At 50.6% G+C, this 14,577-nt stretch carries 11 protein-coding genes; 4 read left to right on the top strand and 7 right to left on the bottom strand.

Going from position 1 to position 14,577, the window contains the following annotated elements; translation table 11 throughout:
* Nucleotides 1-54: 54 nt before the first annotated feature.
* Complete coding sequence (locus ACJJI0_RS15425) at nucleotides 55-1,329, bottom strand: serine hydrolase domain-containing protein (RefSeq protein ID WP_444883264.1); 1,275 nt, start codon at nucleotides 1,327-1,329, stop codon at nucleotides 55-57.
* Nucleotides 1,330-1,658: 329 nt separating this feature from the next.
* Entirely contained in the window at nucleotides 1,659-2,645 is a 987-nt protein-coding gene (locus ACJJI0_RS15420; RefSeq protein WP_444883263.1) for a GlxA family transcriptional regulator, read from the bottom strand.
* Nucleotides 2,646-3,025: 380 nt separating this feature from the next.
* Here ACJJI0_RS15420 and ACJJI0_RS15415 point away from each other — a divergent pair, with 380 nt between their 5' ends.
* The gene (locus tag ACJJI0_RS15415; protein WP_444883262.1) at nucleotides 3,026-4,213 is read left to right on the top strand and encodes a class I SAM-dependent rRNA methyltransferase; all 1,188 of its coding nucleotides are present in this window, start codon (nucleotides 3,026-3,028) and stop codon (nucleotides 4,211-4,213) included.
* A 76-nt stretch (nucleotides 4,214-4,289) separates the two neighbouring features.
* Here ACJJI0_RS15415 and ACJJI0_RS15410 read toward each other — a convergent pair whose 3' ends face one another.
* Nucleotides 4,290-6,470 carry a TonB-dependent receptor family protein gene (locus ACJJI0_RS15410; RefSeq protein WP_444883261.1) on the bottom strand — a complete coding sequence of 727 codons (2,181 nt, stop codon included), beginning with the start codon at nucleotides 6,468-6,470 and terminating at the stop codon, nucleotides 4,290-4,292.
* A gap of 229 nt (nucleotides 6,471-6,699) precedes the next feature.
* Between ACJJI0_RS15410 and ACJJI0_RS15405 the strand changes: the two genes are divergently transcribed.
* On the top strand, nucleotides 6,700-7,143 hold the full coding sequence (locus ACJJI0_RS15405) for a GNAT family N-acetyltransferase (protein ID WP_444883260.1): 444 nt from the start codon (nucleotides 6,700-6,702) through the stop codon (nucleotides 7,141-7,143).
* Between the two features lie 137 nt (nucleotides 7,144-7,280).
* Nucleotides 7,281-7,961: a phosphoadenosine phosphosulfate reductase domain-containing protein gene (locus ACJJI0_RS15400; protein ID WP_444883259.1), complete on the top strand. Its 681-nt coding sequence runs from the start codon at nucleotides 7,281-7,283 to the stop codon at nucleotides 7,959-7,961.
* 241 nt (nucleotides 7,962-8,202) lie between these two features.
* On the opposite strand, the gene ACJJI0_RS15395 is transcribed toward ACJJI0_RS15400, so the two are convergent.
* Nucleotides 8,203-8,709: an SRPBCC family protein gene (locus ACJJI0_RS15395; RefSeq protein ID WP_444883258.1), complete on the bottom strand. Its 507-nt coding sequence runs from the start codon at nucleotides 8,707-8,709 to the stop codon at nucleotides 8,203-8,205.
* Between the two features lie 96 nt (nucleotides 8,710-8,805).
* On the opposite strand from ACJJI0_RS15395, the gene ACJJI0_RS15390 reads away from it, so the two are divergent.
* Nucleotides 8,806-9,702 carry a LysR family transcriptional regulator gene (locus tag ACJJI0_RS15390; protein WP_444883257.1) on the top strand — a complete coding sequence of 299 codons (897 nt, stop codon included), beginning with the start codon at nucleotides 8,806-8,808 and terminating at the stop codon, nucleotides 9,700-9,702.
* Between the two features lie 82 nt (nucleotides 9,703-9,784).
* Here ACJJI0_RS15390 and gyrB read toward each other — a convergent pair whose 3' ends face one another.
* From gyrB to dnaN, 3 genes are all read right to left on the bottom strand, one after another.
* Nucleotides 9,785-12,205, bottom strand: coding sequence for a DNA topoisomerase (ATP-hydrolyzing) subunit B (gene gyrB / locus ACJJI0_RS15385; protein ID WP_444883256.1), 2,421 nt, complete (start codon nucleotides 12,203-12,205; stop codon nucleotides 9,785-9,787).
* A 21-nt stretch (nucleotides 12,206-12,226) separates the two neighbouring features.
* Nucleotides 12,227-13,330 carry a DNA replication/repair protein RecF gene (gene recF, locus ACJJI0_RS15380; protein WP_444883255.1) on the bottom strand — a complete coding sequence of 368 codons (1,104 nt, stop codon included), beginning with the start codon at nucleotides 13,328-13,330 and terminating at the stop codon, nucleotides 12,227-12,229.
* 125 nt (nucleotides 13,331-13,455) lie between these two features.
* Nucleotides 13,456-14,562, bottom strand: a complete 1,107-nt coding sequence (dnaN, locus tag ACJJI0_RS15375; RefSeq protein ID WP_252083962.1) for a DNA polymerase III subunit beta — start codon at nucleotides 14,560-14,562, stop codon at nucleotides 13,456-13,458.
* Nucleotides 14,563-14,577: the final 15 nt, after the last annotated feature.

Raw genomic sequence — 14,577 nt, 5'->3', positions numbered from 1 at the left:
GACAGAGGGGGTATTTTTAGAAACCGGCTGAGCTATTGGTCTTGGCCGGTTTTTTTATTTACAACGTAATTTACCCTGTTGCCGAATAAAAGCTTCAGCAATATCCATTGAGATACGACCAAAATCCCAAAAAGCTTTTGTTTTACGATTGATATTTACTGCCACTGACAAGTTGTGATCCGGCATAATCATCAACCAGCTTTGACTGCCGCGGCTGACACCACCATGATTAGCATGACGCACTATTCCGACAGATGGAATTTCTTGTTCTCGGTACCGCCAACCCAACGCATAGTGCTGCTTATTGACCTCTCCATTAGCAAGCTTTTGTGGGGACAAAAAAACTTCCCGGGTTTCAGCAGCTAAAAAGTTGTCGTCGAGATAGTGTGCACCAAGCTTTACCAGGTCAGTGGGTGTGGAAATAAAACCACCTCCCGGGAGACGATGACTTAAATCCACCGGTCGCCATTCACGCAGGCGAAGTTCATCCCCGCTTAAACCATTACTTTTATAGAAACGGGCAATATTTCTTTCCATATTGCCATTTAATGGAGAGACCTCAGTATTTTTCATTCCGGCAGGAATAAAGACTTCGTCTTCCATCACATTCAAATAGCTTTTTTGCTCTGAACCAGCTAGAACTGCTCCCAGAAGAACAGTCCCCAAGGTGCTGTAATAAAAATTTGTGCCTGGTTGGAATAACAATTCACTATTGTCAAAAATTTCCAGGGCCTGGTACATACTGTCGTAATGAGTGTCCAGTGCCAGTGTCTTATACAAACCAAGCCAATCAGAATTCTTCTTATAATGTGGTAAACCCGACATATGAGAGGCCAACTGGCGTGGAGTTATCTCTGCCCATTCCGGGTTGGGCAATGCTTCTAGGTAGTTTGATATTGAACTGTCAAGGTCAACACTTCCCTTCTGTGCCAAGCGCGCCAGAGCTGTTCCAGTCAGAGCCTTAGAGGTACTGCCGATACGAAAACGTGTCTCAGTGGTAACAGGTATTTGCTCTTCCAAATCTGCCCATCCAGATGCGCCAGCCCAAACAAGCTTGCCACAAGTCGAGACTGCAGCAGAAATTGCAGGAGAACCAATCTTCTGGCGATGCTTTTCAATGGCTTTAAGCGACTGATCTGCTGCCGGTTGCAGCTCTTTTTGGTAAAGCTTTTGTGTCGATGGTGCCTCGGTGGCTAACGCTTGCCAACCAAATGGACTAAGTGGTAACGAATCCAGAGACCAGGCATAAAATTGATAAACCGGCCAGAGCAAATAGCCAATACAAGACAGCAGGGCAAAGATACCCAACACAAACTTTTTATTTTTCATCTGATCTATCTATTTAGCCCCTAAGCCATATCTGTGAGATCTAACGGTTAACACGTACCCAAAAATTTTGAACCTAGAATTATTACATTGCAGCTATTGGAACAAGAGACACACTTACGACGAATTCTGACATTTTAATTGGGGAGCAATCTAAGAAAGTGTTTTTCCCATACTGTAACTATTCATCCTTTTTAGTTGAAAAAGCAGTCATTCAGGAGAATTAAAAAATTATCAAAAGGCCAATAATTCATTTAATTCTCAATTGAACACAGCCGAACCCAAAAAAATATTATTTCTCGATGGATTATGAGTTTGCCTTGTAGTTTTATTTAATGAAAACGCCGACGAAACTCACTGGGAAGTATGCCTTTATGTCTTCGAAACGTGCGTCTCAATTGCTCCTGGGATTGAAAGCCACAGAGGCAGGCTATTTTTTCCTGAGACAGGTTTTGTTCAGACAATAATTGGCAGGCTTTTTCCACACGGATATTTTCGACAAAGCGCGCTGGGGTCACTCCCAGCTCCTTGAGAAAGCAGCGAGAAAAATTACGGGGACTCATAGCAGATTCCTGTGCCAATTTTTCTACTGTGAGAGACTGATTCAAATTTTGGTAAATCCACTCCACAAGCCTGGCAAAGCGATCACTCTGTTGCTGATTCATCAAGTGGCTGCTGTATTGCCGCTGGCCGCCATCTCGCTTGAGATAGAGGACCATGAGTTTGGCGATTGCCAGGGCCAAACTACGCCCGTGATCTTCCTCCACTAACGCCAGAGCGAGATCAATACCCGCGGTAATACCGGCTGAGGTATAAATATGATCATCACATACATAAATCGCATCAGGGTCTACTTCAATATCGGCAAACTGCCGTAGCTCATCCACATTTGCCCAATGGGTAGTTGCTTTATGACCAGCCAGCACCCCAGCCTTAGCCAAAATCAAAGCACCATTACAAATTGAGCCCATCCGTTTAACCACCTGTTTTTGTTCACACAGCCAGTCGAGAATATCTGTTTGGGAATAGAGGGCTTTATAACTTCCAGGCGGCCCACCACTCATCAACAGGGTGTGGATATCTTTCACCTCACGATATCCACAATCCGCATACAGCTTCACACCCGTGCCCATCTGTACCAGCCCGGATTCTTCAGCCAATAACTGGATTTTGTAAAAGTCAGAAGGGTAACGCCCCTCCTCACGGAGGAGGTGATTGGCCAGAGCAAAAACCTCCAGTGGCCCAGTCACATCCAAGCTGGAAGCGCCCGGATAGATAAACATGGCAATTTGAATAGACTGGTCCTGAGTCAATTTCATTGATAGAGTTTTCCACAACGCCAACAAGGCACAATTTTATCTTGGCGGTAAATTCTGCCGATTAATTCACACTTTACCAACCATTTCTGCTAAATACCCTTCCTCTTGCAGAGGTTGTGACTAGATTCATTATCGAAACTACATCCTATTTGTGAGTGCTCACATTCCTTGTGATCTAATCTGCTTAGCGGGATATCTGACTTTCTGGGGGTTATCCACAGAATAATCTTTTGGCGAGTTACTTACATTTTTACTCATTCTTTTTCCTGTGGTCATTTCGCACCAAGCCTGTTTATCCACAAAGATTCGAAATCCTTGACCTATCCACCGAGCCGAGCACAATTGCCCCCGTTAATCACCCCAGCTTACGGAGACCCCAATTGGCTGAATTAATATTAAATCGCGGCGCAGAGCGCCGCTTAAAGCGCGGCCACCTGTGGATATACAGCAATGAGGTGGATACCAAGCGTTCCCCGCTGAAAGGCTTGGAAGCGGGAAGCCAGTGCCAGGTTCTCGATAGTCAGGGCAAGCTTCTGGGCACTGCCTGGGTTAACCCCAGCCAATTGATCTGCGCGCGCCTACTGAACCGCAAGGACAATTTTACCGAAGACGATATTTGTGAGCGCTTGCAAACCGCATTACTCCAGCGGGAGCGCTACTTCGACCACCCCAGCTACCGTCTGGTTTACGGAGATTCCGATGCCCTGCCGGGGCTGGTCGTTGATCGTTTTAACGATCACCTGGTGGTACAAGTCAGCAACTGGGGCATGGATCGCTACCAACAGGTGGTTGTGGATAAGTTAATCGAGCTTGCTCAACCCAAGGGAATTCTGTTGCGCAATGACCACCAGGGCCGTGCGGTTGAGGATATGCCCCTCGTTAACCAGATTGCTTACGGAGAAGTGCCGGAGCTAGTGCCCTTTGAGGAAAATGGCGTTCCGCTTTTGGCGCCAGTTCACCAGGGGCAAAAAACCGGTTGGTTCTACGATCACCGCGAAAACCGCCGCCTGTTAAACCGCTGGGTGCGTGGAAAGCGCGTGTTAGACCTTTTCTCCTATGCGGGCGGCTGGGGAATTCAGACTCTGGCCAACGGCGCCAGTCATGCGGTTTGTGTAGATGCCTCGCAGCAGGCACTGGATTGGTGTCAATTGAATGCCCAGCATAACGGCTTTACCGACAAGCTGGACACCGTTCAAGGTAAGGCATTAGAGGTTCTGAAAGCCATGGTGGCCGAGGGAGAGAAGTTCGATGTCATAGTACTCGATCCCCCCGCATTTATTAAAAGACGCAAAGATCACAAGGCCGGCCTTGCCGCTTACCGCCACATAAACGAACTGGCTATGCGTTTATTGTCGGAGGATGGCTTGTTAGTAAGTGCTTCCTGCTCTATGCATTTACAATCGGATGAACTGCTCGACTGTGTACGCGGTGCGGCGCACCGATTGGGCCGTAGAGCTTCAATACTCGCCAGCGGTGGCCAGGGCGCAGACCATCCAATACATCCGGCAATTCCTGAGACCAACTACCTCAAGGCCCACTTTGCCCACCTGGGCGGCAGCCGCTGGTAGCGTTCATTTATTCACTATAAAAGAAACCCCGGCTTTCGCCGGGGTTTCTAATTGAGTCCTCTGTCACTCTGTGGGATTAGAAAACGTATTTCATACCCAGTGTGGCGGTGCGCGGCCGGTTGGCGCGAGCACCATCGGGACTGCGGCTGATAATCACCTGCTCATCAAACACGTTATCCACTTTCAGGTAACCGGTCAGATCTGCGCTGAAATCGTAGTGCGCAGCGGCATCCACAACCCACAGAGACTCTGTGTAATCGAATTTATCGGTATTCCCCCGGTTACAACCGGTATTCACACACATCTCGTCCTGGTAAGCCGCGGTCAGGTTTAAACGCCAGGCTGCACCGCTATCGAGGCCGGCGGATACGGCAAAAACATTTTCCGGCAGATATTCGAGATTATCGCCGGCAAGCAGGTCATTGCCGTCACTATCTTCACTGATTTCTGCATCAGTAAAGGTATAGGTTGCCCGCACCGGTAGTATCCAACCATTTGTGAGCACCCACTCACTTCCAAACGTAGCTTCCAGCCCTTTGATTTCTGCTTCACCCAACTGGTAGGTTCCACTCTCAGCACCATTGGGGCATTTCACCGCCACCGAGCAGTTTTGCACAGCATTTTCATAGTCACTATAGAAGGCGATCAATTCGGCATTCAGGCTGCCGTTATCGAAGCGAGCACCCCATTCATAGTTTGTGGATAACTCCGGCCCCTGGCCATCGGCTGCACCTGCACCGGGAGGGGCAAAACCACGGTGTACACCTGCCAGCAGGCTCCACTGTTCGCTAGCCTGGTAAACAAGCCCCAAACCTGGCAGCCATTCATCCACCTGATTGGAGCGGTAACTGCCCTTCTCGGTACGCTCGGCGTCGTTATAACGCTGCTGTTCGGTCTCTATATCCTCGTAGCGAAGAACAGCGGTGAGAGTCAGTTTGTCGTTCAGCTGGATATCGTCGTAGATAAAGAACGAAGTTGCATCCGCTTCTTCGACTCGGTTATTACTGCTTTCTTTGACGGTATCGGGAATATCTGTGCTCAGATACACCAATTTGCCATCCACCTGTTCATAGTTTTCCACAGGCTGGAATCTATCCACTTCGTCCTGATGCTGGCGTACTCCAAAGGTCAACTCATGACTAACGGAAGCGGTGTTAAAGTGCCAATCAGCACTAATCTGCAGGCCCTTGGCCTCGTACTCACGGTTGTTGTGCTTAACACCAAAAGTGTAATCCTCAGTGCCATCCAATACCGCTTGGGGGTCTATGACTCCATCAACACTGCCGCCGGTATTAACAGCATCTATCAAGTCCCCCTCACTGACCTTAAACCAGTCGCGCTTAAACTTGTTGTAGTAAGCCTGGGTATGCAGGGTAAAGTTGTTACTCAACTCGATACTGTGGTTCAGCTGGATAGTGCTGTGGCGATTCTGCATTTCATCCAGGGCACTGATGCCGTAGCGGCGGTTCGGATCTCTCTTAAAGTCAGCATCCGTCAGGCCCAGATAACTCATGCCTGACTCCTCTTCTGAGTACTGCAGCTTGATATCCAACTGCTGGCGATAGGTCGCATCCGCATCGGAATTAAGGCGACCTTTCAGCAGGTAGTCTTCTTTAGCGATATCCGCGCTGCCAGCGCGATCAATTTCGCGAAAACCGTCGGCATATTGTTGCTGGGTCTCCAGCAGCCAGCCGGTAGTTTCTGTACTGCTGCCGTAGTGAGCGTGCAGGCGAGTCTCACCGTATTCACCGGCCTCCAGCTGCACCATCCCCTGGCTGGAAGTGGGAATGGGGGTACTCAACATATTTACCGCACCACCCACGGTGAATGGGCCGTATTGCAACGCAGCGGGGCCCTTCACTACTTCAATGGCATCCATGCGGCCGGCACTCGGGAAATAATACGCTTCCGGTGCCGAGTAGGGTGCTGGAGCCACCAGGACTCCATCTTCCATCAGGGAAATTTTGGCGGAGCGCCCACCCTGGGCACCGCGAATTCCAATATTCGGGCGCAGGCCGTAGCCATCCTCTTCAAGGATGTAGACCCCCGGAACCGAGCGCATCATACGGTTGATATCCACAAACTCGAATTTTGCCAGCTCTTCCGCATCAACCAGGTGCGCGGAGCCCGGCAGCTTGGAGACAGAATCGGAGTTACCAATAACGGATACGCTCTCTAAACGTTCCTCAGCGAGGCTGGGAGCTGCGGCAGCAACCGCCAGGGCAATAGCCATTGGCGACAGGAAAAATCTCTTCATGAACCCTCCAATGAATCTAAGTAATTTGTAATTGTTTTTGTTAATAAGAATGATTGTATTTTACCACTTAGAAGGGTGGGATATGACAGAACATTTTTTTGTTTTTTGGCGCCTTTACGAGGAAAAAACCTCTTTGTTTTTAGTTTCTATCCTAATAACTGGATGTTTCCTAGGATCTACTCTTTGAGCTGACTAGCATTGGGCCCATGTATCCACTTTGGGAATGCCCATGATACGAATGGCAGAACTCAAAGAGTTGGATAGGCTGGAACAGCTCTGGCTACACGCTGTAACAAATTCACACCCTTCGCTGCCCCGTCAGTTCTGGCTGCAGCGCCGTAGTGAATTTCGTAGAGACTGCCGCCGATCCAACCAATGCTTGGTCTTTACCGGACGCCACAGCGCCGTTGCAGAGGCTTTTATTACCCTGGTGGACAGGGATAACATCGCCCACCTCTGTGTTAGCCCACTGTTCACCGGCTGTGGTATTGGCGCCACCTTACTTCAGGCTGTCGCCGGGGGATGTAAACAACTCCAGGCTCAAGTATTTCGTGAAAACCTGCGCACGCGTTATTTCCTGCAAAAACATGGGTTTGTAGAAACACAGCGTGGATACAATGCCGAATATGGCCAGCATCAGATTTTTATGTCCTGTGGAGGTCTTAGCCCCTGAATTCATAACCTAAAATCCGAGGTTCAACCCATTACTTATAACCGAAGCTTATTGATTCACTCCTTTTTATTGTTTCTACGCGACAAGCTATCCGGGTAGCATGACTTCCATTCTAGTTTTCCAATGCGCTGATTTTTATGGGACACAACGCTTCCAGTAATGCCCTGCAGTCTTCGAGAGGCCGCTTCTTTCATCACAATGCCAACCTGGCAGTATTGAATCAGACTTTTGCTGAGGCTAAACCCAGCGAAATCATGCAATTCACCATGGAAAAGGCCCAGAACCCGGTAGTCTTTACTAACTTCCGCCCCCTTGCTGTGGCCTTTCTGCATCTTGTGAGCAGAGCCAAGCCGGATATTCCGGTGATCTGGGTGGATCACGGTTATAACACTCCTGAGACCTATCGCCATATTGAAAATGTGGTAAAACAGCTGGGCCTCAATCTGCGTACCTACTCTCCAAAGATGTCCGCGGCCCACTACAACGCTGTATACGGTGGTATTCCAGCCCTGGATACTCCCGAGCACGACTTCTTTTCGCGTACGGTCAAGCTCGAGCCGTTTAACCGCGCCATGCAGGAATTGAAACCGGATGTGTGGTTAAACGGCATTCGTCACGATCAGAATGCACACCGTAAAAACCTGGATGTTTTTACCCAGGGGAATCACGGCACCATTCGCGTAGCGCCAATGTTTCATTTGAAAGAGATTGATGTAGAAGAGTACGTTTACGAAAACGAACTGCCGGACAATGATGTGTATTTCGATCCGACCAAGGGTGAAGAACATCGCGAGTGCGGGTTATTACTGGAGAAATAAATTCATAGATCGGCGGGGGAATTTTTTCTCCGCCTTTTTTCTAAAAACTTTCTTTTTCCCTTAGTTTTTCTTCCGCGATCAAATAGTTCTTATTTATGCAGATCTAGTAATTCATAATTTTGGCTTTTGTCAGATTTCTCTGCAAAAAATATTTTTTTCTTTGCTTTTTTCCCATTCCCTTCTGCTTGCTGATAGCAGAAACAGAAGGGCTTATAAAACTATATTCTTAATATTCAGCCAACTAAGCAGCGGCCTCACCGGTAAGATGCCGGCCTTTTTCCAAATGATTTTTTAGGTCCTCCAACATTTTACCAAACTGTGTGCCCGTCATTTTTTTCACTACCGGGCTCAGTACGCCACCAATGGCACCCAGCTCCATGTTCGCAGTGAAGCTCACCCTTGTCCCATTTTCGGATAAAGCCTCTAATTTAAACTGCGATAAACTTTTCTTCACCGGAAATCCTGGCGGTGTGTTCTTGGTTTCTACAGACACATCCAGCTCATGCTTTTTATCATCAAATCTTGTGATGGTTTCATCGGCGACAAGACCATTGGGGCCTTTATTTGTCATTACACAGACACGCCCTTTTACACTGGCATTGCCAACCGGTGTACCCTCTTTGGCAAAGGAATGCGGTATCAGCGTCATCCATTGGTAAGCGGTATCAAAATCCACAGCAAGCACTTTCCAGACCTCCTCAATCGGGCGGTCTATGGCAACTTCTCTCTTAACTTGAACGATTTTCATTGGATTCTCCCAGGATGTTCGGTGCAATAAATATTGACGGGAGACAGATTAGCTGGACACTATTTGCAACGGAATATAACAAAATAGGACACTGTGTTGCATAAAGGATCCATTGAATGGACTGATATTCAGTTCTTTATTGCGGTTGCCAGGAGTCATAGTGCCCGCAGCGTTGCTGAAGACCTTGGAGTAAGCCACTCCACTGTATCCCGCCGTATTGACGCTCTTGAAGAGAGGCTTCAAGCCAGACTGTTTTACCGTAACTCCAAAGGTTATCAACTAACCGAAGATGGAGAAGCCATGCTCGGTTATGCCAAATCCGCAGAGCAGTACCTCGACGCGGCACAGAAGCACTTGCAGGGTGGTAGCCATCGGCTCTCTGGTGAAATACGCGTTACCATGCCTGATGTCGTGGCCTCCCATCTTGTGATTCCGCACCTCAATGAGTTCACCAACGCCTACCCACAGATAAACGTACAGCTCCTAGTTACCAGCCAGGTGCTCAGCCTCGAGAAACACGAGGCGGATGTGGCTTTGAGAATCCTGCCCAAAGATGCAGAGGTACCCGAAAGGTTTATTGCCCGTAAGCTTACCAACCTACCTAGTTGCTGTTACGGCTCGCCAGCCTATATTGCAGAATCTCTACCAGAGCACGGCCGCTGGCTCGGCTGGAGTAGTGAGGATGGCAAGGTGAACTGGGCTCAAAACACCCCTTATCCAGATTTGCCCTATCAACATCAGATCAGCCATGGCCTGATACAGCTAGAAGCCGTCAGAAGTGGACTGGGCTTAGCCAGGCTTCCCTGCTTTCTCGCCGATGGGATTAATGGAGTAATTCGCTTACCCGGCGCGGAGCCTTCCAGCCTGCACGATCTGTGGCTGGTATCTACACCGGAACACCGCAATGTACTGCGCTTTAAAGTCTTTCGAGAGTTTATTGTGAGTCTATTCAGGCGCCTTGAGGATAAGCTGGAAGGCAAGCTGGCGGGGTGATTTCGATCAATACTTACCTGGAGCGGTATAAAACCGCCCCAGGCAATCCATCTATTTTTAAGCGTAAGAGCGTCTGGAAGACTTAAACATCCAGGTTTTCCACCGCTAGGGCATTGGTCTCGATAAAGTCACGGCGTGGCTCTACCTGATCGCCCATCAAGGTGGTAAAGATCTGATCTGCTGCGATAGCATCTTCAACAGTTACCTGCAGCATACGGCGGCTCTCTGGGTCCATGGTAGTTTCCCAAAGCTGCTCCGGGTTCATCTCGCCCAGCCCCTTATAGCGCTGGATACCGTAGCCTCTGCGGCTCTCGCCCATCAGCCAGTCCATCACTTCAGGGAAGCTGCCAACAGGGTGCTGCTTCTCGCCGCGTTGGATAAAGGCACCCTCTTCCAACAGCCCCACCATCTTCTCACCCAGAGCGCAGATAGACGCATACTCGGCAGAATCGAAGAACTCGTGGTTAATCAGGTAGTCACTGCCGACACCGTGGGCCACGATATGGATATGGGGCAGGAATAGGCCGCGCTCGGTGTTCTCCTGAACCGTCACTTCGTGACGACGGGTTCCACCACTCTCTTCATCGCCGAGTTTCTCCTGGAGCTTCTCACTCCAAGCCGCGACTTTGTCCTGGGACTGCAGGTCTTCCTGAGACAAGCTGGGCAGGTAGATCATGCTGCGCAGCACCTCTTCTGGATACAGGCGGGACAGACGATCAATAGTAGCCAGCACACTGCGATACTCGCCCACCAGGCTTTCCAGGGAGGCGCCAGATAGTCCAGGGGCATCCGGGTTCACAAATAATGTGGCGCCTTCTAGGGCGGCGTTGGTGAGGAACTGGGTTAGAGCGCCCTCATCCTTCAGGTACTGTTCCTGTTTACCCTTGGAGATCTTATACAGAGGCGGCTGGGCGATGTAGATGTGGCCCCGCTCGATCAGCTCCGGCATCTGACGGAAGAAGAAGGTGAGCAACAGGGTACGGATATGGGCTCCATCCACATCGGCATCGGTCATGATGATAATGCTGTGGTAACGCAGCTTATCCGGGTTGAACTCACTCTTGCCGATACCACAACCCAGTGCGGTAATCAGGGTGCCCACTTCAGCACTAGAGAGCATCTTGTCGAAGCGCGCTTTTTCCACATTGAGGATTTTGCCCTTCAGCGGCAGGATCGCCTGGGTACGACGATCGCGGCCCTGCTTAGCAGAACCACCGGCAGAGTCACCCTCCACCAGGTAGATTTCCGACAAGGCTGGGTCTTTCTGCTGGCAGTCTGCCAGTTTTCCGGGCAGACCAGCGATATCCAAGGCACCCTTACGGCGGGTCATCTCACGCGCCTTACGCGCCGCCTCACGGGCTTTCGCCGCATCGATCATTTTAGTAACGACGGACTTGGCTTCCTGGGGGTTCTCCAACAGGTAGTCGTTGAAGTGGTGTCCCATCTCCTGCTCAACAGCGGGCTTCACCTCAGAGGAAACCAGCTTGTCTTTGGTCTGCGAGGAGAATTTCGGGTCCGGTACCTTCACAGAGATAATCGCAGTGAGCCCTTCTCGGGCATCGTCACCGGTGGTGTTGACCTTATCTTTTTTGCCCAGGCCCTCGCGCTCAATATAGGTGTTCAAACCGCGAGTCAGCGCCGCGCGGAAGCCTGCCAGGTGGGTGCCACCATCGCGCTGGGGAATATTGTTGGTGTAGCAGAAGATGCTTTCCTGGAAGCTATCGTTCCACTGTAATGCCACCTCTACTGCAATACCGTCTTCACGCTGACTCTGGAAGTGCAGAACCTTGTTAATCGGGGTTTTGTTCTGGTTGAGGAACTCCACAAAGGCACTCAAACCGCCTTCGTATTCATAGACCTCTTCCTTACCACTGCGCTCGTCCTTCAGGACAATACGCACACCGGAATTGAGGAAGGACAGCTCGCGCAAGCGCTTGGCCAGCACGTCGAAATGGAATTCGATATTGCTGAAGGTATCCTCTGAGGGTTTGAAGTGCACTGTGGTGCCGGTGGTATCGCTGTCACCCACAACTTCCAGTGGAGCCTGGGGCACACCGTGATGATAGGTTTGCTCGTGGATCTTACCCCCACGGCGAATAGTCAGCTTCAACTCTTTTGACAGCGCATTTACTACTGACACACCCACGCCATGCAGACCACCGGATACCTTATAGGTATTGTCATCGAACTTACCACCGGCGTGCAGCACGGTCATAATTACTTCTGCAGCAGAAACCCCCTCTTCTGGGTGGATTTCTGTTGGAATACCACGGCCGTTATCTGAGACAGAAATCGATTCATCCGGATGGATGGTTACGCGAATCTCATCGCAATGGCCTGCTAGTGCTTCATCGATGGAGTTGTCGACCACCTCGAACACCATGTGGTGCAGGCCGGTGCCATCGTCGGTATCACCGATATACATTCCGGGGCGCTTGCGCACCGCATCCAGGCCTTTGAGTACCTTGATACTGCTCGAGTCATAGCTTTGCTGCTCTGACATTTATTCGCTCCATTCAACTTATTATGCAGCCGATGCATCGGCGCTGATATTCCCATGTTCCACGTGGAACACTTTTGGGCAATTCCAAGGGGCTTCCAATTGTCGCCAGGGGCGGCTTGTAGTGCCCTCATCTATTCCGGTTACCAGTACCTGGCTGGCACAACGACCAACCCACTGGGCAAAAACTTGCTGATTGTGATCATCCAGCTCTGCTGGAAGGTCGTCCACAAGAAATACCGGTTTCTCTCTGTGACGACAAACCAACTGCGCCATAGCCGTGCGTACGGCGCATACCAGCATCTTCTGCTGGCCACGGGATAAAACATTGTGTGCAGGCTCACCTGCAACGGTAAAACGGAGATCTGCTCTGTGAGGCCCAGTGCGGGTATGCCCCTGACTGAGATCACTATCCCGAGACTCTCTTAGCGCCTCGGCCAGTTCGACCTCTTTTCGCCAACCGCGTCGATAATTCATATCCACCCGATTTAGCAGGCTGGGAGGTAACTCTTCCAGTAGCGCTGTTACGGCCGCACGCAATAGCTCGAATTGGCTGCGACGCAGGATATCCACCTGTTCGCCACTTTGGGACAACTGATGCTCCCAAATCCCGATCGCGTCCGGATCGATTTTACCACGTCGCAACAAGGCATTTCGCTGCTTCAGTGCGATTTGATAGTTTTTCCATTGCTGAGCAAAGAGATGTTCCACGTGGAACACTGTCCAATCCAGAAGTCGCCTGCGCACTCCAGGGCCACCATCTAGAGCAGAGAAACTATCGCTGTTAATCAGTTGTAAGGGGAGACAGTTAGCAAGCTGTGAACTGGACTCAGCCGCCGCCTGGTTGATACGCACACGGCCTCCGCCATCAGCTAGGCGCTCGACCCCAAGATTGAAGCCCGTATCCAGCTGGGTAAAAACCGTGAGCCCTGAATGATCATGCCGGATAACCGATTTGTGCTGGCGAGACCGAAAAGAGCGGCCTGTAGCCAACATATGGACAGCTTCAAGGATGGAAGTCTTGCCACTACCATTAATGCCACAGAACAGGTTAACCCCAGTGTCTAAAAGCAGATCGGCGTGAGAGATATTACGAAAATTAGAAATCAGAAGGCGGGTCAGCGCCATAGACCCCTCGCCCCGCTGGCTGGGAAAATTTCAGCGGCAATATTCAGAAAAAATAAAGGGACCGCCTGTTGATAATACAGTGCGGTCCCTTCTCGTTTGTGAGCCAAATGCTTACTGACCAGGGCTTACAGACGCATCGGCATAATCACGTAGAGGGCATCTCCATCCTCAGGTTGCTGCAGTAAAGCACTACTGTTGGCATCCGCCAGACTGATGCGAATCTGGTCGCTGTGAATAGCACCAGTAACATCAAGCAAATAGGAAACGTTAAAGCCTATTTCCATGGGCTCCCCCACGTAATCCACCATCATTTGCTCTTCGGCCTCCTCCTGCTCGGGGTTATTGGCCACAATCTGCAGCAAACCCTCGGAGACCTGCAAACGTACCCCACGATATTTTTCATTGGAAAGAATCGCTGCTCGGGAGAAAGCCTGACGCAGGCCCTGACGGTCGGCATAGACCACGTTGCCGGCACCACGTGGCAGAACGCGCTCATAATCCGGGAACTTGCCATCCACCAGCTTGGAGGTAAAGGTGAACTGGCCACTCATCACACGGATATGATTGTTGCCCAGTACTACCTGCGCCTGCACGTCGCTATCTTCCAACAGGCGGCCCAATTCCAACACGCCCTTGCGCGGTACAATCGCCTGAATGGGTGCCGATACATTCAAGCCCGGAGCATCCCGGTCGCACAAAGCCAGGCGGTGACCGTCAGTGGCGACAGCGCGCAGCTGCTGTGGGCGGCACTCCAGCAGTAGGCCATTCAAGTAATAGCGCACGTCCTGCTGGGCCATGGCAAAGCTGGTTGCCTCAATCAGACGGCGAATCTCGCGCTGAGAAATATCGAATCGAGTCTGGGCACTAGCTTCCTCCTGATTGGGGAAGTCCGCTGCGGGTAAAGTGGATAACTGAAAACGGCTGCGGCCACTGCGCAATACCAGGCGCTCGCCATCGCGCTCAAATTTTAATTCAGCGCCATCCGGTAATGAGCGACAGATATCCAGCAGCTTGCGTGCTGGAACAGTTACTTCACCTTCCATTTCCACGCCATCCACCGGCAAGCGGCCGACAATTTCCACTTCGAGATCAGTACCAGTCAGGGACAACTCCTGACCTTGTAATTGCATCAATACATTGGCCAGGACCGGCAGGGTCTGGCGTTTCTCAACGACACCGGCTACCAGTTGTAGGGGCTTCAGCAGGGCGTCCCGGCTCACATTGAATTTCATCGGTAGTTTCGCCTT

The organism is Microbulbifer mixtoriginis (SeqCode) (assembly GCF_052466695.1).
The sequence above is the reverse complement of the archived record's forward strand: the minus strand, read 5'-3'. Positions and strand labels throughout refer to the sequence as shown.

Excerpts from the sequence above, each read along its gene's own strand:
- ACJJI0_RS15410 (WP_444883261.1), bottom strand. The coding sequence starts at position 6,470 with ATGAAGAGATTTTTCCTGTCGCCAATGGCTATTGCCCTGGCGGTTGCT.
- ACJJI0_RS15395 (WP_444883258.1), bottom strand. The coding sequence starts at position 8,709 with ATGAAAATCGTTCAAGTTAAGAGAGAAGTTGCCATAGACCGCCCGATT.
- ACJJI0_RS15425 (WP_444883264.1), bottom strand. The coding sequence starts at position 1,329 with ATGAAAAATAAAAAGTTTGTGTTGGGTATCTTTGCCCTGCTGTCTTGT.
- gyrB (WP_444883256.1), bottom strand. The coding sequence starts at position 12,205 with ATGTCAGAGCAGCAAAGCTATGACTCGAGCAGTATCAAGGTACTCAAA.
- ACJJI0_RS15400 (WP_444883259.1), top strand. The coding sequence starts at position 7,281 with ATGGGACACAACGCTTCCAGTAATGCCCTGCAGTCTTCGAGAGGCCGC.
- ACJJI0_RS15405 (WP_444883260.1), top strand. The coding sequence starts at position 6,700 with ATGATACGAATGGCAGAACTCAAAGAGTTGGATAGGCTGGAACAGCTC.
- recF (WP_444883255.1), bottom strand. The coding sequence starts at position 13,330 with ATGGCGCTGACCCGCCTTCTGATTTCTAATTTTCGTAATATCTCTCAC.
- ACJJI0_RS15420 (WP_444883263.1), bottom strand. The coding sequence starts at position 2,645 with ATGAAATTGACTCAGGACCAGTCTATTCAAATTGCCATGTTTATCTAT.
- dnaN (WP_252083962.1), bottom strand. The coding sequence starts at position 14,562 with ATGAAATTCAATGTGAGCCGGGACGCCCTGCTGAAGCCCCTACAACTG.